Raw genomic sequence first — 22,528 nt, forward strand, 5'->3', positions numbered from 1 at the left:
TGTTGCGTCCGTCAGGGACAGAATCCGGAATCCGGTTCTCTACGTCTAAACAGCCGTTTTTCCGCAGTCGTTTGGAGATAGTTTATCGCGGAACCCCCCGCTCCATTCGACGTTTAACGCGGTTTTAGCCAATTTAATTTCACGATAAGTCTAAACTGACACAAGGCACTTACAACAGGCACCGAAAGCCCCGGGTGCGTCATGAGCCGATCTCTGACGGCGACCCGCCGCGCGACGCTGGCGGGACTGGGTGCGATCGTCGCATCGGGAAGCGTGACAGGTGTCGCCGCGGCCGCGGAGGGCGACTGGACCGTCGAGGCGACCGAGACCGACAGCACGCTCCACGACGTGGTGTCGGCGAACGCCGGCCGCTTCGCGGTCGGCGGCGGCGGCGTCCTCACCGCCCCCGCCGCGGAGGGCTGGCGGACGCTTCGCGACGGCGGCCCGACCGGGAACGGGAACAACCTCTACGGGGCCGCCGTCACTGACGACGGCGAGCGCGTCTGGTTCGTCGGCGCGAGCGGCGCCATCGGCGAGTACATCCCCGCGACGGACACGCTCGTGGACCACTCGGCGCCGATGGACAACACGAACAACTACAACGCCGTCGCCGTCACCGGGCAGGCCGGCGAGGCGAACGTCTACGTCGCCGGCGACTCCGGGAAGATCTACTACAGCTTCGAGAACGGCGCCACGGGCACGTGGGACTACGTCACGCCGGGCAGCGGCTCCGCGCTCCCCGCGATCGACTTCCACGGCCCCCGCAGCGGGCACGCGATCGACACGAACGGCCGCGTGTTCGTCACGGACGACGGCGTCACCTGGAACGCGATCGGCATCGAGGACGCCGACGTGACCTTCTACGGCCTCGACAGCGACGCGCCCGACGACGTCGCCGTTTCCGGCGGCAACGGGACGGTCCTGACGTACGACGGCGCGAACTGGACGCCCGACGCGCTCGGCGACGCCGACCTCGTCGACGTCGAGACGGACGGCGAGGCGGGGTACGTCGTCGGCAGCGGCGGCGTCGTCCAGGAGCTCACCGCCGACGATCGGTTCGCGCTCGACACGCCGACCGGCGAGAACCTGAACGCGGTCGACGTCGACGGGGACGCCGTCGTCGTCGGTAACAGCGGGCTCGTCCTGCGTCGGTAACGCGGGCGTCGACCCCGCCGACCGCGACGACGACTCCGACCGCGGCGGTCCATACCCGCCGTCCGCGACCTATCGGGTCCCTCTCAGTCGCCGTCTCCGTCCGGGGCGGCGACGAACACCTCGTCGTCGAGGCGGTCGCAGACCGCGTCGGCGAGCGCCCGCAGGTTGACCGCGTCCTCGCGGTTGTACGTGACGAGCGTCTCCAGCGCTTCGTCGCTCCCCCGCTCGTACTCGCGCCAGAGGCGGACCGCGTCCCGACCGGAGATGTCCGGGCGGTCGCGGTCGATCCCGATCTCCTCCTCGATGGGCTTCAGCCCGCCCGAGAGGCCGATCCGCTTCGCGGGGTACATCAGGTCGAGGTGAGGGGTGTCGATCTCGACGTCGAAGGAGGTCTCCAGGAAGGGCACGTCGAAGCGCGCGCCGTTGAACGTCGCGAGCAGGCTGGCGTCCGCGAACTGCTCGCGGAGGCGCCGCGCGGTGAGGTCCTCGCCCGCGACGAGGGTCGTCGTCTCGCCGCCCTGATGGAAGCTGACGGTCGTCACGCGGTCGCGCCGCTCGTCGAGCCCGGTCGTCTCGATGTCGAAGAAGCAGGTCTCCTCGCGGAAGTTCTCGTAGAGCCGCCAGCGCTCGCCCGAGGGGAACGCCCGGTCGAAGTAGGCGGCGTCCCCGTCGTCGAGCCGCGCGAGCGCCTCCGCGATGAACGACTCGATCCGGTCGGCGGTCGTCGCGCCCACGCCCGCCACGTCGACCGCGGGGTCGAACTCGTCCCACGTCGTGACCCCTCGCTCCCAGAGGCGCCGTTCGGTCGTCTCGCCCACCCCCTCGACGGGGATGAAGCTGTTCTCGATGCGCATGTCCGTCCCCGAGCGGCGCGCGGGCAAAAAGCCGACGGGAGCGGCCGCGGAGCCGACCATGAGGGAAGAGCTAACACGCCGCGGCACCGATGCGAGCGCGTGAACGACCGATCGAACGGGGCGACCGACGCGCCGAGGGCGGCCCGATGAAGCGGGCGGGTCGTGACGGTGTCACGCTGATCGGCCACCGGGGCTGCGCCGGCCAGTACCCGGAGAACACGGTCGCGGCCGTCGAGCGCGCGGCGCCGCGCGTCGACGCCGTCGAGGTCGACGTGCGCCGGTGCGCCAGCGGCGAGCTCGTCGTCGTCCACGACGCGGAACTCGACCGACTGACCGGCGCGGCGGGCCGCGTCGCGGACGCCGACTGGGAGGACCTGCGCGGGCTGACGGTGCTCGACTCCGGCGAACCGATCCCGCGGCTCGGCGAGGCGCTCGCGGCCGTCCCCGACGGTGTGGGCGTCAACGTCGAGATCAAGGAGTCGGAGACCGCGCTCGACGCGCTCGCCGTCGCGCGGCGGGCCGACAGCGAGGTGCTGTTCTCGTCGTTCCGCCCGGAGGCGCTGGCGTCGCTGCGCGACCGCGACCCGGCGACAGACCGCGCGCTGCTCGTCGCGGACGCGACCCCCGAGCGCGCGGTCGAGCGGGCGACCGAACTCGGGTGCGTCGCGGTCCACCCGCCGATCGACCTCGCGACCGAACCAGGTTTCGTCGAGACGGCGCACGAGGCGGGCCTGGCGGTGAACGCGTGGACCGCGGCCAACCGAGAGGACGCCGAGCGACTGGTCGCGGCCGGCGTCGACGGGGTCATCGCCGACCGGTGGGACCTGCTGCCGGGGGCCGACCGGTCGTCGCGGAATTAAGTGGGCTCGCGGCAAGCGATCGGTATGTGCGGCCGCTACACCCTCTTCACCCCCGCCGCCGACCTCGAAGACAGGTTCGGCGCGGCGTTCGGCGACCACGAACCCAGCTACAACTGCGCGCCCGGGCAGTCGCTCCCCGTCATCCGCGACGCGGACCCGTCGGCGGCGACGCGGATGGAGTGGGGGCTGACGCCCTCGTGGGCCGACGAGTCGTTCGACCTCATCAACGCCCGCGCGGAGACGGTGCGGGAGAAGCGGAGCTTCGCGGACGCCTTCGAGCGCCGGCGCTGCCTCGTCCCCGCGGACGGCTTCTACGAGTGGGTCGGCGGCGACCGCGGGTCGGGCAAGACCCCCTACCGCGTCGCCTTCGAGGACGACCGGCCGTTCGCGATGGCCGGCATCTACGAGCGGTGGGAGCCGCCGACGCCGGAGACGACCCAGACCGGCCTCGACGCGTTCGGCGGCGGCGCCGGTGACGGCGGCTCCGGGGGCGACGACCCGGACGTGATCGAGACGTTCGCGGTCGTCACCACCGAGCCGAACGACCTCGTCGCCGACCTCCACCACCGGATGGCGGTGATTCTGGACCCGGACGCCGGCGAGGAGGAGACGTGGCTCCGGGGCGACGCCGACGAGGCGGCCGCCCTGCTCGATCCCTACCCGAGCGACGAACTGACCGCGCACCCGGTGTCGACGCGGGTGAACTCGCCGAGCGTCGACGCGCCGGAGCTGATCGAACCGGTTGCGAGCGACTGAATCGCGGCGACCGTCGGGACCGGCTTCGCCCGCTCAGGGCGCGACCAAGTCGACGACCGTCTCATCGTCGACGACGACGTTGTACGCGCCCTCGTCCTCGTTCCAGAGGACGAGCCCGTTCTCGACGAAGACGACCGACCCGTAGCCGGCCTCGCGGAGGTCGCGGTTCAGCGCGGTCTCACGGGTACAGACGAGGTAGTGGTCGGTCGCCTGCGAGCCGTCGCCGACGCGGTAGACGGCGTTGTCCCCCTCGCTCAGGTCGTGGCTGAGCTTCACCGCGAGCAGGTTCACCCGGTCGGTGACGTGCCGCTCCGACTCGGCCATGCGCGCGCACCGCTCCGCGCTCGCCTCGATGTCGACGCGCCGCCGGCCGTCGGGGCGGAGGATCGAGTAGGCGAACTGCACGTCGACGTTGACGAACTCGCCCGGTTCGTCTGTCTCGCCGCGCGCCGCCGCCTCGTCGAGCCGGCGCTGGAACGGCGGGACCGCGAGGTCGGGGGCCACGTCGAACGACCAGCCCGGGTCGGTCGGGACCGCGTCGGGCCACAGGCGGAGGGCCGGCGAGTAGATCTCGGCGTCCCGACCGAGGTCGCCGCCGGACGCGACGACCTCGCGCTCGACCCGGCGGAGCCCGGTCGCGGTGTTCCGGTCGGCCGGCGCGAACGCGACGACGCTGCCGTCGGGCGCCAGCGCGTCGACCGCGGCGCCCGCGACCGCCGCGGGGTCGGCGAGCTCCGAGAGGACGTTGCCGAACAGCACGAGATCGAAGGCCTCGTCGGTCGCCGGGGCGGGCTCTTCGCCCTCGTCGAGCCCGAGGAACGCCTCGGCGGTCGTCTCGTGGACCGTCGCGCGGAAGTTGCGACCGGTCTCCTCCAGCAGCCGGTCGAGGACCTCCGTGGCCGCGCTCGGCTCGACTGCGTGGTAGTCGACAACGGCGTCGTCCGGGAGGTAGTCGTGGAGCCCGAGCGCGGGACCGCCGACGCCGGCGCCCACGTCGAGGACGCGGAGCGTGCGGTCGAGCAGGCCGTTCTCGGTCAGGTCGTCGAGGACGTACCCGACCGTCGCGTAGTACGCCGGGAGGTGGTAGATAGCGTAGCCGAGCGCCGCGACGCGGTCGTACTCGACCTCGTTCTCGTAGAGGTAGTCCGTCTTCATCTGGCGGACGCGCTCGCGGAGCTCGGCGCCCGACTCCCCGCGGTGCCAGTTCGCGCCGTACTCGCGGACCAGCAGGTCCTCCAGGGCGAACGAGTACGCCTCGGGGAGCGCCTCGGGCGCCCAGCCCGGCGGGTCGACGGGCGCCTCCTCGACGGGGACGAACGCCCCGTCCTCGCGCTCGCGGAGCCGGAGGTCGAACGCCTCCTCGCGGAGCGTCTCGCGGACGACCGCCGGGTGCGGCGTCCCCTCGATGTACTCCGCGATCTCCTCGGGGTCGATCGGTCTGACGTTGCGCAGGTAGTTCGCGTTGTTCCGGACCGCGGTTCTGTCGATCATTGGTGTCTTCTCCCGTCGTCTCACTCCAGTCGCTCCCGCCCCTCGCGGTCGCCGCGGGCGCGCTCGTAGAGTGCGGCGAACGCCTCGTCGTCCGCGTCCGCGATCGCGGCCGCGGCGTCGGCCACGTCCTCGGCGCCGTCGAAGGCGCGCTGTATCTCGGCGTACACCGCGGGCGACCCCTCGGTGACGGTGTCGGCCACGTCGTCGAGCGCGGTCGACACGGGGGTGTGGAACTCCTCGCGGACCGGCTCCGCGGCGAGCCGCCACGCGAGCACCGCCGCGTGCGCGCCCGCCTGAACGGTCTCCATCGCGCCGTCGTGCTCCGCGGCGGTCGTCTCGAAGACTTCGTTGCCGCCGGCCTCGACCGACGCGGTGAGCCCCTCGACCGCCGGGCCGCCCTCGTCGACGACGAGCGCGACGTTGCCGGGGACGCGCGGCGGCGCGAACAGCGGGTGGTAGCTCGCGCGTTCGAGGCCGGGGGCGTGCTCGCGCATCGCCGCGAGCGCGTCGGTCATCTCGCCGGAGACGTCGACGATCGCCTCCTCGGCGCGCGGCGCGTACGCCTCGACCGCCGCCGGCACCGCCGACATCGGCACCGCGAGGCAGACGGCGTCGTGGACGGAGTCCCCGTCGGCCTCGACCGTCCGGGCGTCGCGCCCCGCCGCGGCGTCGGCCGCGACGGCCGGGTCGCGGTCGGCGAACGCGACGCTCGCGTCGACGGGCGCGGCGTCGGCCGCGACGGTGTCGGCCACCCAGCGCCCGATCTCACCGGCGCCGACGACGAGGAGGTCCATCGGTTACGGGATCCGAGGCGACGCGACGGTTAAAAGGACTCGCCTCGCGACGGGGGGAGCGCGGAGCGCGCCGTCACGACGCGTCTCACCCCTCCGCGCCGAGCCGGCCGACCACGCCCGCGCCGGGCGAGATGGAGCGGACCGCCGGCAGCAGCGCGAGCGCGATGGCCAGCTCCAGCCCGCCGACCGCGAGGAACGCCGGCGTGTAGCCGAACGCCTCGGTGGCGCTCCCGCCGATGAGGAACCCGGTGAGGAACCCGAGCGAGCCGAACACGTTGAACAGCCCCATCGCCGCGCCCCGCACCTCGGGCTCGACGAGGTCGGTCACGAGCGCCATCGTCGCCGGCGCCATCAGCGCGCCGCAGACGCCGACCAGCACCATCAGCCCCGCGGCGACCGGATAGACCGGCGCGATCCCGACGCCGATCGTGACGACCCCGTAGGCGAGCGACCCGGCGACCACGGGGAAGAAGCGGCCGATCCGGTCCGAGAGCGCGCCGAACGGCGACTGGAGCAGCGCGAAGGGGACGAAGAAGAGCGCGAGCGTCGCGCCCGCGCCGGCCGCCGAGAGGCCGAACGTCGCCGGGTCCTGGAAGTAGTACACTCCGACCAAGGCGAAGAAGCCCGCCGTGAGCCGGTCGACGAACCCGAACGCGAGCGGGACGAGGAGGCCGGGCGTCGTCCGGGCCCGCGCGAGCACGTCGCCGAAGCCGGCCTCGTCGGTCGCTCCGGTGTCCGCGCTCCCCTCCGCCGAGACCGTCGCCGCCCGGTCGTCGACGGTCGCCGCGAGCAGCCCCGCGCCGCCGAGCACGACGGCGCCGGCGTACACCGGGTACAGCGCGCCGAGGCCGGCGAGCGACCCGCCGACGACCGACCCGACCGCCGCGCCGAGGCCGATGGCGAGCCCCGCGGCGCCCATGTTGCGGCCGTTGCCGCCGCGGAGGTCCATGAGGAGGGTGATAGAGAGGGAGAACGCGCCGATGGTGAGCGCGCCGCCGACGGCCCGCACGAGGAGCGCGGCCCCGAAGCCGAGCCCCAGGGCCGGCAGCGACGCGAGCGCGACGTACGAGCCCGCGCCGCCGAGGGCGCCGGCGACGATCAGGGGGACCCGCCGTCCGAGCGCGTCCGAGAGCGCGCCCCAGACGACCGCGAACGCCACGAACGCGCCGAACTCCGCGACGAGGAACCACATGCCGGCGTCGATGCCGGCGGGCGCGCCGAGCGCGACGACGAGGTCGGGCACGCCCGGGTAGAGGAGGACCTGCGAGATCAGCACCGCGAGGACGACCGCGCCGAGCCGCCGGCGGTCGGCGGCGTCCGCGTCGCCCCCGACGGCGTCCGCGTCGACCGAGCGGTCGCCGCCGGCGGCCTCGGTCGCGGGGGAGGGGTCGGCGTCGCTCATCTACGTATAAAACGAGTCGAACGGTCAAAAGACCGACGCTCCGGGAAGATCCGCTCGGAGACGTGGGCTCACGGCGCCGTCCGGCCGGTCGGCCGCGCCTCAGAGTTCGGACTCGATCGCGGCGGCGATCGACTGGGCCCCGTAGCCCTCTTCGACGGGACTGCCGTTCACGAAGATGGTCGGCGTCCCCTCGACGCCCATCGACGCGCCCTCCGCTCGGTCGTCGGCCGACGCCTGGCCGAACGCCGCGAACCGGGCGTCGGACAGCACCGCACAGGGGTCCGCGCCGGCGGCCTCCGCGGCGGCGCCGAGCGTCTCCCCGCTGTAGCTCCGCTGCGGCTCGTAGGCCGCCGTGGCGAACTCGAAGAACGCCTCGTCGCCGTTCCGGGCGCCGACGCCGCGGGCCGCGCTGGCGACGGGAACTGCCCACGTCTCGTCGACCGGGATCGGGAAGTCCCAGTGCTCGTACCGGATCTCGCCGGGGTCGATGTACTCGTCGCGGATGACCGGGAAGTGGTCGAGCTTATAGCTCGCGCAGTGCCCGCAGGTGAAGTCCTCGAACGCCTGAACGACCACGTCGGCGTCCGGGTCCCCGAGGGTCGGCCGGTAGTCGAGGTCCGGGTCCGACGGCTCCGTCAGGTCGCAGTCGTACTCGCCGGTGTCGAGTTCCACGCCGCTGAGGTCGAGGGTCGTCCCCCCGCCGCCGCCGAGACATCCCGCCGCGCCGACGACGCCGACCGACGCCGCGCTCGCGAGCAGGGACCGCCGCGTGCGTTCCATATCCGTGGTGGGGTCGGCGCGCACTTAATGACTCCGCGACCCGACGGCAACCCCGGCCGCTGGCGGTCGGACCGCTCCCGAACGCTTTTGCCGTCCCCTGTCGACCCCCACGTATGAGCGACTGGGACCTCGACCTGCGGGACGCCGAGGCGAAGATGGACGAGGCGTTCGCGGCGGCGGGCGACGTCGTCCTCGGCGTCTTGGACGGCACGACCGACCCGGAGGAGTGGGTCCGCAGCGTCGACTACGGGAACACCCTGGTGTTGTCGATAGACGGCGACCTCAACGAGCTCGCCGCGCCCTTCGCGCGCGACGTGAAGGACATGGACGGGGAGCTGATGCACTTCCGGGGCTTCCTCGTCGTCACGCCGCCGGGCGTGAGCATCGACACCGACCGCCTGAGCGACTCCGGCGGCGAGGAGTCGGGCGGAGCAGCAGGCGACGAGGCGGACGGCACCGACGAAATCGACAACGGCGGAGACTGAGTCGGGCCGAACGCCTCCCGACCGCGGCGAGCGACCGCTACCCCTCGCCGACCATCCGCTCCTCCTCGTCCCACTCGCGCTCGCGCAGCTCGTACTTCTGGATCTTCCCGGTCGCGGTCGTCGGGAGCTCCGCGACGAACTCCACCTCGCCGGGCGTCTTGTAGTCCGCGACGCGCTCGCGGACGAACGCCTTGAGCTCCTCGGGCGTCGCGCCCGCGTCGTCCGGGTCGCCGCTCGCCGGGACGACGAACGCCTTCGGGGTCTCGCCCCAGCGCTCGTCCGGGGCGGGGATGACGGCCGCGTCGGAGACGGCCTCGTGTTCGAAGAGGGTATCCTCCAGTTCGATCGAGGAGATGTTCTCCCCGCCGGAGATGATGATGTCCTTCTTGCGGTCCTGGATCGAGACGAACCCGTCCTCGTCGACGACGGCCAGGTCGCCCATGTGGTAGTACCCCTCTAACCGCTCCGAGAACGCCTGTTCGGTGGCCTCGGGCTTGTTCCAGTAGCGGTCCATCACCTGGTTGCCGCGGACGACGATCTCGCCGATCGTCTCGCCGTCGGCGGCGACGTCCTCGCCGTCCTCGTCGACGACGCGCACGTCCGTGCCGAGGTAGCCGATCCCCTGCGTCTTCTTCACCGCAAAGCGGTCGTCGGCGCCCTCGTCGAAGTGGCGCTTCGCGTCGGAGGTGGTGATGAGCGGGCCCGTCTCGGTGGCGCCGTACACGTGCTTGAGGTCCCACCCGAACTCCTCCTCGACGGTGCGGATCGTCGCCTCCGGCGGCGCCGCCCCCGCGGTGGCGACCCGCACGTCGTTGTCGCCGGTCGTCTCGCCGCCGTGTTCGGCGTAGTGGTCGCCGAGCATGTTGAGGACGGTCGGCGCGGCACAGAAGTACGACACGTCCTCCCCGCGGATCCGCTCGAACGTCTCCGCGACGTCGACGCCGCGGGTACAGACGTGCCGGGCGCCCATCCCCGTGATCGCGTAGATGTGGCCCCAGCCGTTGACGTGGAACATCGGCAGCGTCCAGAGGTACACGTCGTCGTCGGTGATCTCTTGGTGGATCGAGATGAGGTACGCGTGGAGCGTCTCGGCGCGGTGCGTGCGGCAGACGCCCTTCGGGTCGCCGGTGGTCCCCGAGGTGTAGTTGATCGTGATCACGTCGTCCTCGTCCATCTCCGGGCGGTCGTAGGCGTCGGGGTCGGCGTCGTCGAGCGCCGCGTCGAACGACTCCCAGTCGCCCTCAACCGCGTCGGCGTCGTTCGTGAGGAACGTCTCGGTCGGCACCTCGTCGCGGATCGCCTCGACGTTCGCGGCGTACTCCGCGTCGGCGTAGATGGCGTCGACGCCCGCGTCCGAGAGCATGTACGAGAAGTCGTCCGGCGTGAGGCGGTAGTTCAGCGGCGCGTGGATCGCGCCGACCTGCATCGCGCCGTAGGCGGCCTCCAGGTGGTAGTGCGTGTTCGGGTCCAGCACGGCGACCCGGTCGCCCTTCTCGATACCGCGCGCCTGAAGCGCGGCGGAGAACCTGTCCGCGCGGTCGCCGAGCTCCGCGTACGTGTAGCGCGTGCCGTCGACCGCGAGGACGGCCTCCTCGTCGGCGTAGTGGCGTCGCGCCCGGTCTAAGAAGTCCGTCGTCAACAGCGGCTTGTTCATCGTCTATCACTATCGATGATGAGTAAAATCGTTTGCGGCCGCCGCAAGGGAGCGGCGGTCGCGGGAGGCTTTTCACGGTCGGCCGCGCAGAGAGGGGAAATGACCGACGAGACCGGCGGGTCGCCGCTCGGCGAGGGGTACGTGATTCCGATCGCCGGGCTGCTGGCGTTCGCGTTCGCGCTGATGGCGGGACTCACCGCGCAGCGGGCGCTCTCGGGCGACCCCGCCGACGTCGGGGTGACCGTCGGCCTGGCGCTCGTCGCGGTCCTCGCGCTCCGGATCCGCACGAAGGCCGTCGCGGCGCGGGAGGGCGACGCGGAGGAGAGCGAGGCGTGACGGACGGAACGGGATTGAGGCCGGGCATCGATTTCGGTCGCCACCGCCGGGGCGCGCGACCGCCGCGGACGCGTGGACGAATCGCACACCGGCGTCGGGATCAGAACCCTTAACAGTCGCACGCGATTTTGCTACGATAGCGGGATGGGATAGCCAGGAGATTCCGCCGGGCTCATAACCCGGAGATCGGTAGTTCAAATCTACCTCCCGCTATCTTCTGTCGACGACCGTGAACGCCGAGCGTAGCGAGGCGTGAGCGCCGTCGTCGACGAGATAGCCTCGGAGAAGATTTGAACCAGGGAACGGAGTGACCGTGGTTCAAATCTACCTCCCGCTACTTCTGGCCGGCTGCTACCCTCCCAGCGTCGTCTCTCTCCGCTCGGAGCCGCGGCCACCGAACCCGGAAGCGATTTCCGTCGCGCTGTCGTTCCCTCGGGTATGGATTACGAATCGAGCCTCGACCGCGCGATGGATGCGGTACCGGACCTCGGGGGCTCCGACGAGCGGCTGTCGGTCCCCGATCCTGAATGGCAGAAAGACGGGGCGTTCACCCGCCTGACGAACCTCTCCGGGATCGCCGACGCGCTGAGCCGCGAGCCCGAGCACGTCCACTCGAAGATCCAGCAGGAGCTGGGGACCGCGGGCCAGTACGAGGACGGCCGCGCCCGCTACAGCGGGAACTTCCGCGAGCGCGACTTCCAGGCCGCGATCGACTCGTACATCGAGTCGTTCGTCACCTGCTCGGAGTGCGGCCTCCCCGACACGCGACTGGAGACCGAGAACCGGACGCCGATGCTCCGCTGTGAGGCCTGCGGGGCCTTCCGCCCGGTGGCGAAGCAGAACACCTCCAACACCCAGCGGCAGGAGGACGCCGTCGAGTCGGGCAACACGTACGAACTCGAGATCGTCGGCACCGGCCGTAAGGGCGACGGCGTCGCCGAGCGCGGCGAGTACACCATCTTCGTTCCCGGCGCACAGGAGGGCGAGACCGTGACCGCCTACATCAAGAACGTCTCCGGCAACCTCGCGTTCGCCCGCCGCGAGGACTGAGCCGCCGGCGCGACCGCGGCGCCGGGGGTATCCCCGCGCGGCGCCGCCGTTCCGCTACCCGACCGTTTATCGGCCCGTTCGTACATCTTGAGGCATGGCCACGAAACTCCCCGAGTCGGCCTTCGACGACCGGCTCGCCGCGGTCCGAGACCGGCTCGCGGCGACCGACGCCGACGCCGCGACGTGGGTGGGCGCGACGGCGATCGAGTACCTCACCGGCTTCCACCACATCCAGACGGAGCGGCCGGTGGTCCTCGCGGTCACCGACGACCGCGTCGAGATCACCGTGCCGCGGCTGGAGGTCGAGCGCGTCGAGCCCAACCCGCGGATCGACGCCGTCCATCACTACTTCGATTACCCCGGCGGCGAGCCGGTCTCGGTCGCCGTCGAGATGCTGGACGGGCTCGGCGCTGACGCGGTCGCCGCCGACGCGGACGGGCCGCCGGGTGTGATGGGATACGAGGGCCCCGCCTTCTCCGAGTCGCTCGACGTCGAGACGCAGTCGTGGGTCGACCGGATGCGCTGGGCGAAGTCCGACGCCGAGGTCGACCTGATCCGCGAGTCCGCGAAGTGGGCGAACCTCGGCCACCGCTACCTCGCCGACTACTCCGAGCCGGGCGCGCACCCGGCGACCGTCTCGCAGCGCGCCTCCGCGGACGCCTCCCGCGCGATGCTCGACGCGCTCGGTGACGCCTACAGCGTCCGCGTCCGCGGCGACGGTCCGGTCCACGCCGGCTACATCTCCGGCGAGGAGACCGCGCTCCCCCACGGCCACACGCCGAACGAGCGGCTCGCCGAGGGGGACGTGCTCGTCACCGGCGCGACGGCGAACGTCGACGGCTACCGCTCCGAGCTGGAGCGAACGATGTTCGTCGGCGACTACGACGACGAGCAGGAGCACTACTTCGAGCTGATGTTGGAGGCGCAGACGCTCGCCATCGACGCGCTGGGGCCGGGCGTACCGGTCGCCGAGGTCGACCGAGTCGTCTGGGAGTACTTCGAGGAGCAGGGCGTGACCGACCTCGCGCAGCACCACGTCGGCCACAACATCGGACTGGGCGCACACGAGCCGCCCTACATCGACCGCGGCTGGGGCGAGCGCTACGACGGCGACGACGCGGTGATGGCGCCCGGACACGTCTACACCATCGAGCCCGGCCTCTACACGGACGAGTACGGCTACCGGCACTCCGACACGGTCGCGATCACCGAGTCGGGAACGGAGCGGCTCACCAACTACCCGCGCGACATCGACTCGAACGTCGTCTGAGCGCGGGCGCTCAGGCGATCCGCTCGACGGCGACCCGGTGGCCGGTGTCGGCGACGTGGTCCCGACCGAGCGCCTCCGCGTCCGTCGAGGCGTCACAGAGGCGTTCGAGGGGACACTCGCGACAGACGACGTGGTAGCGTTCGGCTTCGAACGAGGAGTACATACCCTCTACACTCACCCCCGGAGCATAGTTACGAGCACCGTACCGCCCCGATAGTCAGTCCCTACCACGCGGCGAGAGGCCCCTGCGTCACTCGGGCGTCGCCGAGGAACGCGACTCGAACCGGTCGAGCGCGACCTCCAGCATGTCCGGGCTGACGGGCTGGTACTCCTCGCGCTCGTGCGCCGGGAGGTACTCCCGGACGCCGTTCCACGAGTCGCGGGCGTAGCGGGCGTCGAGCAGGACGCGGACGCCCCGCTCGTCCGGCCCGCGGATGACGCGGCCGACCGCCTGCCGGGCCTTCCGCACGGCGGGGACCGTGAGCGCCGTCTCGAATCCGGACTCGAACCGCCGGTCGTAGGCGGTGATCACCGCCCGCGTCTGCGGCCGCGCCGTGTTGATGATCGGGACGCCGCAGACGACGGCGGCCGCGAGGCGGTCGCCGCGGTAGTCGACGCCCTCCGTGAGCGTGCCGCGGAGGCTCGTCACCAGCACCTTCCCCTCGCCGGCGAAGAAGTCGTCCTTCAGCGATTCCGTCTCGCGGTCGCCGGAGGACTCGTCGAGCAGGACCGGCTTGTCGAGCCGCGCCGAGAGCGACTCGGCCATCCACGTCGCCTCGGCGTAGCTCGGGGTGCCCACGAGGACGTTCCCGTCGCGGCGCGCGACCGCGGCCGTCGCGTCGAGGTGCGCGAGCCGCGTCGGGTTCTCCTCGCCGGGCGCGCCGCGGTTCTGGTGGGTGAACTTCGGCGCGTCGACCGCGAGGCTCGCGCGGTTCTCCGCGGGGAACGAGAGGCCGTACGTCCGCTCGACGACCGGGCGACCGCGCTCCGCGAGGTGGTCGAGCCCGGTCACCTCCCGGAAGAGGTCCATCGGCTCCAGCGTCGCGCTCATGAGGACGCCGCCGCCGAACTCCGCGAGGCGGTCGCCGATCGGCTCGCTCGGCAGGCAGTTGTGGAGCGCGAGCCGCGCGTTGTACGCCCGGCGCCACGAGTCCGGCGGCTCCGTCTCGTCGAACGTCCGTTCGAGCTCGATAGCCCGGAAGAAGTCGGTGTGCCCCTCGCGGTACCAGGCGTTGAGGGTGCGGCCGACGCCCGGGGCCGCGCGCTGCTTGTCCTCATCCTCCAGCGAGTCGAGGACGCGCTTGACGACCGCGCCCACCTGCTCGGCGCGCGCCCAGACGCGCTCGCCGTACCCCTCGCGGTCCGCCCAGGTCGTGATCTCGTCTTCGCCCGGCTCCTCGGGGTCGCGGAGCGGGATCTCCTCGTCGTCGAGTTCGCGCATCGACGCCCGCCAGTCCGGGCGCTCGCGGTCGAGGTGCGCGGTCACGCGGCGGTCGAGCTCGCCGCGGAGGTCGGCGTAGAACTCGCGGACGGCCTCGATTTCCTCGACGGTCACGTCCGCGTTCGCCAGTTCCCCCCGGACGAGCGCCGCGTCCTCGGACTCCGCGCCCGCCGACTCGAACGAGAGCGGCTGGACGACGCGGGTGAGCTCGTTCTCGGCGTCGCGGAGGCTCGCGTCGGCGACCGCGTCGCTCACGAGGTCGCGGACGCGCGGTTCGAGCATGTGCGCCTCGTCGCAGACGACGAACGTCGAGTCGTCCAACAGCGCGCCGGTGAACGTCCCGGTCGTCACGGGGTCGAACGCGTGGTAGTAGTTGCCGATCACGACCTCGACCTCCGGGACAAGCGCGCCCATGATCGAGTGGGGACAGGAGCCGTGGCCCGCGGCGAGCCGGACCAGCTCGTCGGCGTCGACGTGGCCGAGCTCGGTTACGTCGAACGGGACCGCCTCCGCGGGGTCGCCGTCCTCCGGGAGGTCGTCGAGGAAACCGGCGTAGAACGGGCAGAACTCGACGTCATCGTACTCCTCGGTGTCCGGGCGGTACGGAGTGGGCTCGCCGTCGACGGAGAGGTAGTCGGCGGCGGGCCCGTCGGCGGGCGAGCCGGCGTCGGTCCCGGAGTCCATGAGTCCGACCTGCTGGCTGCGCGCCTCGCTCACGAGGTTCGAGGTCGTCGTCGCCCCGCCGTCGCCGACGAGGTTGCGCGTGCGCTCGCGGAGCCCCTCGCAGCGCTCGTAGACGTTCTCGCGGTCGATCCCGCCGCGGTTCTCTCTCGCGTACGGACACACGTCCGCCTTGCCGACGAGGGTGAGCCCGGAGACCGGGTCGTACCCCTCGGGGAGGTCGCCGTTTATCGTCCGCAGGTCCGTCTCGAACTGGCGCAGCTGCTGTTTGACGCTGGTGAGGACGAAGACGCGCTCGAAGTCGGAGTCCGGGTCGCGGACGCGGTCGAGGCCCGCGGTGAGCGCGAGCATCGTCTTCCCCGTCCCGCAGGCGCCCTCGAGGGCGAGGAAGCCGCCGTCGTCGGCGGCCTCGACGGCGGCGTCGATGCCGTCGGCCTGTTCGGGGTACGGTTCGGGGTGGCCGAAGAGGTCGGCCCACGGGGGCGAATCGGTCACGAGGGCGAGTTACGCGCCATCCGAGTTAAACGCTTCATCGGCGGCACGGCGCGGGGGGTCCGCGACGCGTCGCTGTCGCGGCCGAGGGCGGCGCGGAGGCGGTGCGGCCTCACTCCACGATGTCGTGGAGGTCGGAGAGCCGCTCTATCTCCCAGGTCGGCCAGACGTTCAGCTCCCAGTCGCGGCGGTGGGGACGGCGGATGAACGCCGAGTCGATGCCGGCGTTCTCGGCGGCGCGCACGTCCGACTCGTTGTCGCCGACGAACAGGGCGTTGTCGGCGTCGAGGTCGCCGAGCGCCTGCTCGATGTAGTGGGGGTTCGGCTTGCGGAGCTGGAGCGAGTGGATCGTCGGCTCGCGGCCGTACGCGGCGCCCATGCGGTCGAAGCCGTCGAAGTGGTCGACGAGGAAGTCGACGGTCGCCTGCTGGTTCGACGAGACGATCCCCATCTGGACGTCGAGGTCCTGGAGCTCGTCGAGGTCGTCGTACGGGGTCTTGCGCCCCTCGCGGGCCTCCTGCTGTTGGGCCCGCGACACCACGTCGTCGCGCGTCCGCCAGAACGACCCCGGATCGAGGTCGTACGTCTGGCAGACGGTGCCGACGCTGCCGGGGGTCGCACCGATGGTCATCTGCTCTACGTCGTCCGGATCGGGCTCCTCGACGCCGCACTCTTCGAACGCGTCCCGGGTCGCGTCCCGGAGCACGTCGAAGCGCGTGCGGCCCACGAGGACACCGTCGTTGTCGAACACGACGGTATCGTACGTCATAGCACCTATTCACGGCGAGGCGGGATAAGGGTTTCAGTGGCGGTCTCACCGGCGAGAATCGACGCGAGCCCCCGTCGCTCCGTCGACGGGCGGGAGGCGTCGGGCGGTTTTACCCGGTCGCGGGCCGTGGGCCCCGTATGCGCGTCAGCGTCATCGGCGGGAGCTCGGTCGGTCCGGAGACCGCGGCGGTCGCGGAGGCCCTCGGCGAACGGCTCGCGGAGCGCGGCCACGTCGTCGTCTGCGGCGGGCTGGGGGGCGTCATGGAGGCGGTCTGCCGCGGGGCCCGCGCGGCGGGCGGCGAGACGATCGGGATCCTCCCGACGGACGACCGCGGGGACGCGAACCCACACGTCACGACCCCGATCGCGACGGGGATGGGCCACGCGCGCAACGCGCTCGTCGTGATGAACGGCGACGCCGCCGTCGCGGTCGACGGCGCGGGCGGCACGCTCTCCGAGATCGGGCTCGCGCTCGCGCAGGGGCGCCCCGTGGCCGGGCTCGACACCCACGCCGTCGACGGGGTCGAGGCCGTCGACTCGCCCGCGGCGGCGGTCGAGTACGTCGAACGGGCCGCGCGGACGGACTGACGGGGTAGGGTCGACGCTCGGCCGCCGGTCGGGCGTGTTATCAGAGAAGTCCGGGGCAGAACCGCGGTTTACAGCTCCGGCACCGCCGGTGGCTCCGACCGAACCGCTCGCAGTTCGCCACGCCTCGACGAGCGCACCGGCGCTCGGCGACGCCGGGCCCATCTCATCCGTCATCGGACGTGACTGCGGGATCGACTCCGGGCGCGAACTCGGTAATTAGATGTAATTAAGATTTATCAGGCCGCGGCGAAACGGATCCGGCAATGAGCGATTACACCACGATCTCGCTGCGGAAGGAGTTCGTCGCGGACGTGGAGGCGTACATCGAAGACGAGCCGTTCGGCTCGGTCAAGGAGTTCGTGAAACACGTCGTCGTCCAGGAGATGGAGTCCGACGAGGGGGTCTCCGAGGCGGAGGCGAAACAGATCGCCCAGAAGCTCCGGGATCTGGGGTACATGGAATGAGCGGGCGGCACCGGAGGGCGGGGTCGAGCGCTCTCGACGAAATCGAGCGCGCCGACCTCCTCCTGCTCGCCATCCCGCTCGCCTTCTGCGCCGCGTACGCGGCCGCGTCGCTCGTCGCCCGCGGGTACACGGTCCCCGTCGCCGGCGGCTCGCTCGCGGCCGGCGCCCTCGTGGTCGACGGGCTCTTCGTGAACCCGCCCGACGAGGCGTGAGGAACATTCAGGACGAGGACGGCGCTCCCGTAGCCGTGTGTGACACGGAGCGCGCCTCGGCCGATTCAACCGCCTCCCGCTCACTCGATGGCGAGACGTGAGGGAGGCCGGACGGGAGAGTCGGCAGTCGGTTCGAGCAATATTTTTCACAGATTAATGACATTCCGTCGAATATGATCAGAGAATGGGCTCGGACGCACGAGATCGCGGCTTTCGTGCTCGTCGCCTTCGGCTGGACGTGGACGTGGGATGCGCTCTACTACGTCTTCGACTGGGGCGAACTCCTCCCCGTCACCCTGGGGCGACAGTGGGGCGTCCCGATCGCCGCGCTCGCGGTCGTCTGGGCCGGGAACCTCTCGGTCCGGGAGTGGCTCGGACGTGTGCTCGACTGGCGACTTCGTCCCGTCCTGTTTGGTGCCGCCCTTCTCGTCCCGTTGTTCATCACGAACGTCCAGCCCGTCGTCCGTTCGCTCGGCGGGGGATCGGTGTCCTACTCGCCGCCCGGGAGCCTGCCCGCCATCGCGCTGTTCGTGGTCGCACAGGTGCTCCTCTTGGGCGGTGTCGAAGAGATCGGCTGGCGCGGATTCCTCCAGCCGCGTGTTCAGGAGTCGACGTCCGTACTGACCGCCGGACTCGGGATCGGCGTCCTCTGGTGGGTCTGGCATCTCCCGCTGTTCATCGGTCACGAGCAGTACACGCTCGAACCGGCCTTCCTCGCCCAGTACACGCTGTTCGTCGTCGGCGCGTCCGCGGTGTTCGGGGCGCTCGTGAACCTCACCGAGGGCAGCGTGCTCCCGCTGATGCTGATGCACGGAACCGTGAATTTAGGGCCGGTCCTATCGGGGTCCGGCGGCGTGCTGGACGGAACGGGGCTCGTCCCAGTAGTCGTCGGGGCGGGCCTGTGGTGGGCGATAGTCTTCGTTCTCGCGCTCCGGCACGGGCGGGCGATGGTGCCGGCAGGCGCCGTCACGCCCGGATGAAGACGCCCGTCAGTCACTGGTTTCGACGGGAGCGGGAGCGATGTGTGGCCCCCGCCGCGGGAGTGATCGGGAGCAAGAAAGCTGTTGCCTCCGCTGCGCCGCCCTACCAGGTGTCGTGGAACGTGTCGAACTCGATCGAGTCGAGCGGCTTCTCGCCGATGGCGGCCTCGTACTCGCCGGGCGTCAGCATCGGCTTGTGGAAGCGCGGGCCGTCGTCGGTCGTGATCCGCGGACAGCCGGTGTTGACGAACGCGTCCATGTCGAAGTTGCGCAGGCGGTCCGGCGTCACCTCGTCCATGGTGATCAGGTAGGCGTTCTCGTTGTTGTCGACGATCTCCTGGGCCTTCTCCCAGCGGCCCTGGCCGATCTTCGTACAGAAGATGACGCCCCACTTCTCGGCGTCCATCGCCTTGTGGACCGCGGCGTACCGCTGCTTGAGGAACTGGTCGTGCTCGGCGATCGACACCGCGTTGTTGACGGGGTCAGCGATGACGACGCGCTTGTCCGGGTGCTCCATGGCGAGCCCGACCGGGTGGAACTTCCCGCCGCCGACGTACAGCACCTGCTCGGCGTCGATGTCCGCGGAGGCGTAGTTACAGCCGAGCACCTGCCCCTCCTTGGTGAGGCGATCGTCGCCCCGGCGGGTGTGGACCTCGTAGCCGCGCTCCTCTAACCAGTCGGTCATCTCCTCGAAGCGGTTCATGTGCTGGGCCGTCGTGACGAGGCCCACGTCAGGGTCCTCCTCGGGGGGCGCCAGTTCCTCGTCGAGCGCGTCCTCCATGATCGGGAAGGGGTCGACGTTCGAGAAGAGGGGAACGTAGACGATGCTGTCGGACTCCTTCATCGGCGTGTGGCCGAAGTGGACGAACACGTCCGTCCGGCGCATCAGGTACGTGTCGAGGTCGCAGGCGCCGTAACAGGGCTGCCCGGAGAGCATGAACGTCACGTCGTCGGGCGCGACCTCGCGGAGGTCGTCGGCGACCTTCGGGCCGCGGCGCTTCAGTCCCTCGGGGAACTGGAGGCCGACCTTCGAGGCGTCGCGCTCCTCGATGGCTTCGAGGATCCGGTCGAGTTCGTAGTCCCACTCTCGGTCGTGTTTGAGGGCCATCCCCGTCTTCGTCAGGTCGCCCTCAGTAGAGCCGCTCATGTCGACCGAATTGTGCGGCTGGACGGTTAAACGGCGCGTTCGACCCCGAGCGTCGTTCCGGGCGGTCGCGACCGTCGCTGGCCCGCCGGGAGTTCAGGGGCCGTCGGCGGCGAGCAGTCGGGCGATCCACGCCCTCGGTCCGGGGAGGATCGCTCCCTTCTCGACGGCGACCGGGTCGCGGGCGACGTCGAACGGCGCTCGCCCGGCGTCGTCGCGTGCGGCGTCCCGAGGGGACCAGACCAACTCGGTGTCGGAGCCGCCGGGCGCGTCGCCGCGGACCGCCCACCCCGGCTCGCCGCGGACCGTGAGGCGGTCGGCGGCGAGGTACCGCGCGCCCTCGCCGCCCATGACGAAGGGAGTCGAGGGCGAGGCGGGCGTCAAGGGAGTGAAGACCGCGACGCCGAGGTGCCGCTCCGTCGCGTTCGGGTCGCGGTAGTCGACGACGAGCGTATCGCCATCGAGCCGGGCGCTGAGGTCCCTCGGCTCCGCGACGCCGTCCCGGGCCGCCTCGGCCGCGACCGCGCGACGGAGGGACTCGTTCGCCGCGAGCGCCTCCGCGCCGGCCGCGAGGTCGGCGCGCGCCCGCCAGGTGGTCGAGCCGTTCGCGTGAATCGTGACGGTCAGTTCGCTCTCGCCGGCGACCACGCGCTCGCCGCTCGGCGTGGTTCGGTCGAGATCGCAGACGCCGCAGACGGGCGTCGGCGGGGCGCGGGCGTCGACGGCCGGGACGGCGACCGCCGCGGTCGCGCAGAGGAGCAGTGCGACCAACAGGGGGAGGGCGCGGGGACGCATGCGACCGGTGCTACTCCGGGAGCGGGCAAGTATCCTGTGGCGCCCGGGGAGGACGCGCTGCCGCGGCCGACGGACCTAACCGCCGCCCTCGCCAACCGCGCACCGATGACCGACATTCCGCTCGAACACGTTCACGTCGCGCCGGACGACGAGGCCGACGGCGAGCCCGCGCCCGCCGTCTTCGTCCTCCACGGCCGCGGCGCCGACGAGGAGGACTTGCTCCCCGTCGCCGCCGAGCTGCCGGGCGACCGCCACGTCGTCAGCCTCCGCGCGCCCGACCCGCTCCAGGGCGGGTACACGTGGTACGAACTCGACCTCTCGGCGGGCGGGCTGGAGTCGAGCCAGCCGGACTCCGAGGACTTCCGCCGGAGCCTCGATCTGATCGTCGAGAGCGTCGAGGGCGCCGTCGACGCGTACGGGCTCGACGCCGACCGGATCGGCCTGCTCGGGTTCAGCCAGGGCGCGATCACGAGCCTCTCGCTCCTCCTCGAAGCCCCCGACCGCTACGCGTGGGTCGTCGCGCTCCACGGCTACCTCGCGGAGTCGCACGCCGACCTCGACCCGGCGGGCATCGAGGGCAAGCCGGTCTTCGTCGGCGCGGGCGCCGGCGACCGCGTGATCCCCGAGTCGCGGACGCAGGCGGCGGTCGAACGGCTTGAAGCCGTCGGCGCCGACGTCGCTCACGGGAGCTTCCCGGGCGGGCACGGCATCGGCCCGCAGGAGCTCGAAGCGGTCGTCGAGTTCGTCGGGTCGCGGACGGCGTAGGGCGCGCGGGAAACCGACTCGGAGCCCCGGCTCCGGCAGGTTCAAACCGCTCGCCCACGACGTTCGGGTATGAGCGTCGAACAGGTCTCCATCGAGGACCTCGGCCGAGAGCTCGGCGAGCGGATCGCCGAAACCCCGGAGTACGAGCGCTTCGAGGAGGCGAGAGCCGCGGTCCAGCGCGACGAGGAGGTCCAGCAGCGAATCGACGAGTTCGAGCAGCTCCGCGCGGAGTTCATGCAGGCCCGGCAGACCGGGCAGGCGACGAACGCCGAGCTCCAGCGCGTCCAGGAGGCGCAAGACGAGCTCCACTCGATGCCGGTGATGAGCGAGTACCTCGACGCGCAGGAGGAACTGGAGGACACGCTCGAAGCGGTCAACGAGGCCATCTCGGAGCCGCTCGCGGTGGACTTCGGCGGCGAGGCCGGCGGCTGCTGTCAGGACTGACCCGCGGGCCGGTCCCGTCTTGACTGCGCCGAAGAAATCACCGCACCGCGGCGCGTCGCCGACCGACTCCTTATCCCGGATCCCGACCCATCCTCGCCGTGATAGCCGTCGCCGGCGGGAAGGGCGGAAGCGGAAAGACGACGACTACCCTCGGGCTCGCCCGCGCGCTCTCGCGGCGCGGCGCGCCGGTGGTCGCGGCCGACGCCGACTGGGACCTGCCGAACCTCGCGCGGTTGGCCGCGGAAACCGGCGCCGAGCCGCCGAGGGTCGACCCCGGCGGCCGCGCCGACGAGGCGGCGGCGCGGACCGTCCTCGACGCGATTCGCGACGCTGAGCCGATCCGTCCGGACCGCTCGGCCCCGACGGTCCTCGCGGCGCCGGACGCGCCGCGGTCGGTCGACGCCGGCGCGACGTTCGACGCCCTCGCGGGGGCGACGCCGGACGGGGCGCCGGTACTGCTCGACAGTCCCGCGGGCGCGTCGCCGGACGTGGCCGCGCCCCTGCGGGCGGCGGACCGCGCGCTGATCGCGACGCCGCTTAGGCGCGCCGCGCTCCGCGACGCCGCGAAGACGGCGGCGATCGCCCGGCGGCTCGGCTGCCCGGCGGTCGGCGCGGTCGTGATCGGGGAGGCGAGCGTGCCGGACCGAGTGGCGAGCCTGCTCGGCTGTCCCGTCCTCGGCGCGATCCCGGACGGCGGCGGCGCCCCGCTGTCCGACCCGGCCGTCCGGAGCGCGTACGACGACCTCGCCTCGCGGCTCTGCGAGACCGCGGCGGCGAGCGGGTGGCAGGTCGCGTGAGGATCGCGCCTACGGGCGACGCCGGAGCGGCGGACGACGGGGTCGCGACCGGCCGAGAGGGCCGCCATCG

Annotated in this window: 25 protein-coding genes and 1 tRNA gene; 15 read left to right on the forward strand and 11 right to left on the reverse strand. The window is 71.8% G+C overall.

What is annotated here, in order from left to right; translation table 11 throughout:
- The first annotated feature begins 273 nt into the window (after positions 1–273).
- Positions 274–1,155 carry a WD40/YVTN/BNR-like repeat-containing protein gene (locus HPS36_RS01170; protein WP_173230766.1) on the forward strand — a complete coding sequence of 294 codons (882 nt, stop codon included), beginning with the start codon at positions 274–276 and terminating at the stop codon, positions 1,153–1,155.
- A gap of 83 nt (positions 1,156–1,238) precedes the next feature.
- Here the strand turns inward: HPS36_RS01170 and HPS36_RS01175 are convergent, their stop codons facing one another.
- The gene (locus HPS36_RS01175) at positions 1,239–2,009 is read right to left on the reverse strand and encodes a ribonuclease H-like domain-containing protein (RefSeq protein ID WP_173228188.1); all 771 of its coding nucleotides are present in this window, start codon (positions 2,007–2,009) and stop codon (positions 1,239–1,241) included.
- A 146-nt stretch (positions 2,010–2,155) separates the two neighbouring features.
- On the opposite strand from HPS36_RS01175, the gene HPS36_RS01180 reads away from it, so the two are divergent.
- Positions 2,156–2,869 carry a glycerophosphodiester phosphodiesterase gene (locus HPS36_RS01180; RefSeq protein ID WP_173228189.1) on the forward strand — a complete coding sequence of 238 codons (714 nt, stop codon included), beginning with the start codon at positions 2,156–2,158 and terminating at the stop codon, positions 2,867–2,869.
- A 24-nt stretch (positions 2,870–2,893) separates the two neighbouring features.
- Entirely contained in the window at positions 2,894–3,625 is a 732-nt protein-coding gene (locus HPS36_RS01185) for an SOS response-associated peptidase (RefSeq protein WP_173228190.1), read from the forward strand.
- Positions 3,626–3,658: 33 nt separating this feature from the next.
- Here HPS36_RS01185 and HPS36_RS01190 read toward each other — a convergent pair whose 3' ends face one another.
- From HPS36_RS01190 to HPS36_RS01205, 4 genes are all read right to left on the reverse strand, one after another.
- The gene (locus tag HPS36_RS01190; protein ID WP_173228191.1) at positions 3,659–5,116 is read right to left on the reverse strand and encodes a small ribosomal subunit Rsm22 family protein; all 1,458 of its coding nucleotides are present in this window, start codon (positions 5,114–5,116) and stop codon (positions 3,659–3,661) included.
- Positions 5,117–5,136: 20 nt separating this feature from the next.
- The gene (locus HPS36_RS01195) at positions 5,137–5,910 is read right to left on the reverse strand and encodes a prephenate dehydrogenase (protein WP_173228192.1); all 774 of its coding nucleotides are present in this window, start codon (positions 5,908–5,910) and stop codon (positions 5,137–5,139) included.
- Between the two features lie 85 nt (positions 5,911–5,995).
- A complete protein-coding gene (locus tag HPS36_RS01200) occupies positions 5,996–7,312 on the reverse strand; it encodes an MFS transporter (RefSeq protein WP_173228193.1) in 1,317 nt (438 codons plus the stop codon).
- 99 nt (positions 7,313–7,411) lie between these two features.
- Complete coding sequence (locus tag HPS36_RS01205) at positions 7,412–8,092, reverse strand: DsbA family protein (protein WP_173228194.1); 681 nt, start codon at positions 8,090–8,092, stop codon at positions 7,412–7,414.
- 113 nt (positions 8,093–8,205) lie between these two features.
- On the opposite strand from HPS36_RS01205, the gene HPS36_RS01210 reads away from it, so the two are divergent.
- Positions 8,206–8,577 (forward strand): DUF5779 family protein, encoded by a 372-nt coding sequence (locus HPS36_RS01210; RefSeq protein ID WP_173228195.1) that lies wholly within the window; start codon positions 8,206–8,208, stop codon positions 8,575–8,577.
- A gap of 37 nt (positions 8,578–8,614) precedes the next feature.
- On the opposite strand, the gene HPS36_RS01215 is transcribed toward HPS36_RS01210, so the two are convergent.
- Positions 8,615–10,231 (reverse strand): long-chain-fatty-acid--CoA ligase, encoded by a 1,617-nt coding sequence (locus HPS36_RS01215; protein ID WP_173228196.1) that lies wholly within the window; start codon positions 10,229–10,231, stop codon positions 8,615–8,617.
- A 99-nt stretch (positions 10,232–10,330) separates the two neighbouring features.
- Between HPS36_RS01215 and HPS36_RS01220 the strand changes: the two genes are divergently transcribed.
- The 4 genes from HPS36_RS01220 to HPS36_RS01235 all read left to right on the forward strand — a co-directional run bounded on the left by HPS36_RS01220 (position 10,331) and on the right by HPS36_RS01235 (position 12,887).
- On the forward strand, positions 10,331–10,567 hold the full coding sequence (locus HPS36_RS01220; protein WP_137715512.1) for a hypothetical protein: 237 nt from the start codon (positions 10,331–10,333) through the stop codon (positions 10,565–10,567).
- 138 nt (positions 10,568–10,705) lie between these two features.
- Positions 10,706–10,780 (forward strand) — tRNA-Met (locus HPS36_RS01225).
- A 225-nt stretch (positions 10,781–11,005) separates the two neighbouring features.
- On the forward strand, positions 11,006–11,617 hold the full coding sequence (locus tag HPS36_RS01230) for a translation initiation factor IF-2 subunit beta (protein WP_121562047.1): 612 nt from the start codon (positions 11,006–11,008) through the stop codon (positions 11,615–11,617).
- Between the two features lie 94 nt (positions 11,618–11,711).
- Positions 11,712–12,887 carry a M24 family metallopeptidase gene (locus HPS36_RS01235; RefSeq protein ID WP_173228197.1) on the forward strand — a complete coding sequence of 392 codons (1,176 nt, stop codon included), beginning with the start codon at positions 11,712–11,714 and terminating at the stop codon, positions 12,885–12,887.
- A gap of 10 nt (positions 12,888–12,897) precedes the next feature.
- Here the strand turns inward: HPS36_RS01235 and HPS36_RS01240 are convergent, their stop codons facing one another.
- From HPS36_RS01240 to HPS36_RS01250, 3 genes are all read right to left on the reverse strand, one after another.
- Positions 12,898–13,050 carry a hypothetical protein gene (locus HPS36_RS01240; RefSeq protein ID WP_173228198.1) on the reverse strand — a complete coding sequence of 51 codons (153 nt, stop codon included), beginning with the start codon at positions 13,048–13,050 and terminating at the stop codon, positions 12,898–12,900.
- Between the two features lie 87 nt (positions 13,051–13,137).
- Entirely contained in the window at positions 13,138–15,504 is a 2,367-nt protein-coding gene (locus tag HPS36_RS01245; RefSeq protein WP_173228199.1) for an ATP-dependent DNA helicase, read from the reverse strand.
- Positions 15,505–15,613: 109 nt separating this feature from the next.
- On the reverse strand, positions 15,614–16,270 hold the full coding sequence (locus HPS36_RS01250; RefSeq protein ID WP_121562044.1) for an HAD family hydrolase: 657 nt from the start codon (positions 16,268–16,270) through the stop codon (positions 15,614–15,616).
- A 137-nt stretch (positions 16,271–16,407) separates the two neighbouring features.
- On the opposite strand from HPS36_RS01250, the gene HPS36_RS01255 reads away from it, so the two are divergent.
- The 4 genes from HPS36_RS01255 to HPS36_RS01270 all read left to right on the forward strand — a co-directional run bounded on the left by HPS36_RS01255 (position 16,408) and on the right by HPS36_RS01270 (position 18,513).
- On the forward strand, positions 16,408–16,857 hold the full coding sequence (locus HPS36_RS01255; RefSeq protein ID WP_173228200.1) for a TIGR00725 family protein: 450 nt from the start codon (positions 16,408–16,410) through the stop codon (positions 16,855–16,857).
- A 263-nt stretch (positions 16,858–17,120) separates the two neighbouring features.
- Positions 17,121–17,321 carry a hypothetical protein gene (locus tag HPS36_RS01260; protein ID WP_007993996.1) on the forward strand — a complete coding sequence of 67 codons (201 nt, stop codon included), beginning with the start codon at positions 17,121–17,123 and terminating at the stop codon, positions 17,319–17,321.
- Positions 17,318–17,533: a hypothetical protein gene (locus tag HPS36_RS01265; protein WP_137715509.1), complete on the forward strand. Its 216-nt coding sequence runs from the start codon at positions 17,318–17,320 to the stop codon at positions 17,531–17,533. The genes HPS36_RS01260 and HPS36_RS01265 overlap by 4 nt, the downstream gene beginning before the upstream one ends.
- A 173-nt stretch (positions 17,534–17,706) precedes the next feature.
- Positions 17,707–18,513 (forward strand): CPBP family intramembrane glutamic endopeptidase, encoded by an 807-nt coding sequence (locus HPS36_RS01270; protein ID WP_173228201.1) that lies wholly within the window; start codon positions 17,707–17,709, stop codon positions 18,511–18,513.
- Between the two features lie 103 nt (positions 18,514–18,616).
- On the opposite strand, the gene dph2 is transcribed toward HPS36_RS01270, so the two are convergent.
- Entirely contained in the window at positions 18,617–19,660 is a 1,044-nt protein-coding gene (gene dph2 / locus HPS36_RS01275) for a diphthamide biosynthesis enzyme Dph2 (RefSeq protein ID WP_137715508.1), read from the reverse strand.
- A 93-nt stretch (positions 19,661–19,753) separates the two neighbouring features.
- Positions 19,754–20,452, reverse strand: coding sequence for a hypothetical protein (locus HPS36_RS01280; protein ID WP_173228202.1), 699 nt, complete (start codon positions 20,450–20,452; stop codon positions 19,754–19,756).
- A 105-nt stretch (positions 20,453–20,557) separates the two neighbouring features.
- Between HPS36_RS01280 and HPS36_RS01285 the strand changes: the two genes are divergently transcribed.
- From HPS36_RS01285 to HPS36_RS01295, 3 genes are all read left to right on the forward strand, one after another.
- Positions 20,558–21,217, forward strand: coding sequence for an alpha/beta hydrolase (locus HPS36_RS01285; RefSeq protein ID WP_173228203.1), 660 nt, complete (start codon positions 20,558–20,560; stop codon positions 21,215–21,217).
- 69 nt (positions 21,218–21,286) lie between these two features.
- Complete coding sequence (locus HPS36_RS01290) at positions 21,287–21,661, forward strand: YlbF family regulator (RefSeq protein WP_137715505.1); 375 nt, start codon at positions 21,287–21,289, stop codon at positions 21,659–21,661.
- 98 nt (positions 21,662–21,759) lie between these two features.
- Complete coding sequence (locus HPS36_RS01295; RefSeq protein ID WP_173228204.1) at positions 21,760–22,458, forward strand: nucleotide-binding protein; 699 nt, start codon at positions 21,760–21,762, stop codon at positions 22,456–22,458.
- The last annotated feature ends 70 nt before the right edge of the window (positions 22,459–22,528 follow it).

Origin of the sequence: Halorubrum salinarum, from assembly GCF_013267195.1 — an archaeon.
Taxonomy (GTDB): domain Archaea; phylum Halobacteriota; class Halobacteria; order Halobacteriales; family Haloferacaceae; genus Halorubrum; species Halorubrum salinarum.

Bases quoted from the DNA above. Each gene is read 5' to 3' on its own strand.
- HPS36_RS01195 (WP_173228192.1), bottom strand. From the start codon at position 5,910: ATGGACCTCCTCGTCGTCGGCGCCGGTGAGATCGGGCGCTGGGTGGCC.
- HPS36_RS01250 (WP_121562044.1), bottom strand. From the start codon at position 16,270: ATGACGTACGATACCGTCGTGTTCGACAACGACGGTGTCCTCGTGGGC.
- HPS36_RS01230 (WP_121562047.1), top strand. From the start codon at position 11,006: ATGGATTACGAATCGAGCCTCGACCGCGCGATGGATGCGGTACCGGAC.
- HPS36_RS01265 (WP_137715509.1), top strand. From the start codon at position 17,318: ATGAGCGGGCGGCACCGGAGGGCGGGGTCGAGCGCTCTCGACGAAATC.
- HPS36_RS01220 (WP_137715512.1), top strand. From the start codon at position 10,331: ATGACCGACGAGACCGGCGGGTCGCCGCTCGGCGAGGGGTACGTGATT.
- HPS36_RS01210 (WP_173228195.1), top strand. From the start codon at position 8,206: ATGAGCGACTGGGACCTCGACCTGCGGGACGCCGAGGCGAAGATGGAC.
- HPS36_RS01260 (WP_007993996.1), top strand. From the start codon at position 17,121: ATGAGCGATTACACCACGATCTCGCTGCGGAAGGAGTTCGTCGCGGAC.
- HPS36_RS01270 (WP_173228201.1), top strand. From the start codon at position 17,707: ATGATCAGAGAATGGGCTCGGACGCACGAGATCGCGGCTTTCGTGCTC.
- HPS36_RS01280 (WP_173228202.1), bottom strand. From the start codon at position 20,452: ATGCGTCCCCGCGCCCTCCCCCTGTTGGTCGCACTGCTCCTCTGCGCG.
- HPS36_RS01240 (WP_173228198.1), bottom strand. From the start codon at position 13,050: ATGTACTCCTCGTTCGAAGCCGAACGCTACCACGTCGTCTGTCGCGAG.
- HPS36_RS01175 (WP_173228188.1), bottom strand. From the start codon at position 2,009: ATGCGCATCGAGAACAGCTTCATCCCCGTCGAGGGGGTGGGCGAGACG.
- HPS36_RS01255 (WP_173228200.1), top strand. From the start codon at position 16,408: ATGCGCGTCAGCGTCATCGGCGGGAGCTCGGTCGGTCCGGAGACCGCG.
- HPS36_RS01215 (WP_173228196.1), bottom strand. From the start codon at position 10,231: ATGAACAAGCCGCTGTTGACGACGGACTTCTTAGACCGGGCGCGACGC.
- dph2 (WP_137715508.1), bottom strand. From the start codon at position 19,660: ATGAGCGGCTCTACTGAGGGCGACCTGACGAAGACGGGGATGGCCCTC.
- HPS36_RS01290 (WP_137715505.1), top strand. From the start codon at position 21,287: ATGAGCGTCGAACAGGTCTCCATCGAGGACCTCGGCCGAGAGCTCGGC.
- HPS36_RS01285 (WP_173228203.1), top strand. From the start codon at position 20,558: ATGACCGACATTCCGCTCGAACACGTTCACGTCGCGCCGGACGACGAG.
- HPS36_RS01200 (WP_173228193.1), bottom strand. From the start codon at position 7,312: ATGAGCGACGCCGACCCCTCCCCCGCGACCGAGGCCGCCGGCGGCGAC.
- HPS36_RS01190 (WP_173228191.1), bottom strand. From the start codon at position 5,116: ATGATCGACAGAACCGCGGTCCGGAACAACGCGAACTACCTGCGCAAC.
- HPS36_RS01205 (WP_173228194.1), bottom strand. From the start codon at position 8,092: ATGGAACGCACGCGGCGGTCCCTGCTCGCGAGCGCGGCGTCGGTCGGC.
- HPS36_RS01180 (WP_173228189.1), top strand. From the start codon at position 2,156: ATGAAGCGGGCGGGTCGTGACGGTGTCACGCTGATCGGCCACCGGGGC.
- HPS36_RS01235 (WP_173228197.1), top strand. From the start codon at position 11,712: ATGGCCACGAAACTCCCCGAGTCGGCCTTCGACGACCGGCTCGCCGCG.
- HPS36_RS01185 (WP_173228190.1), top strand. From the start codon at position 2,894: ATGTGCGGCCGCTACACCCTCTTCACCCCCGCCGCCGACCTCGAAGAC.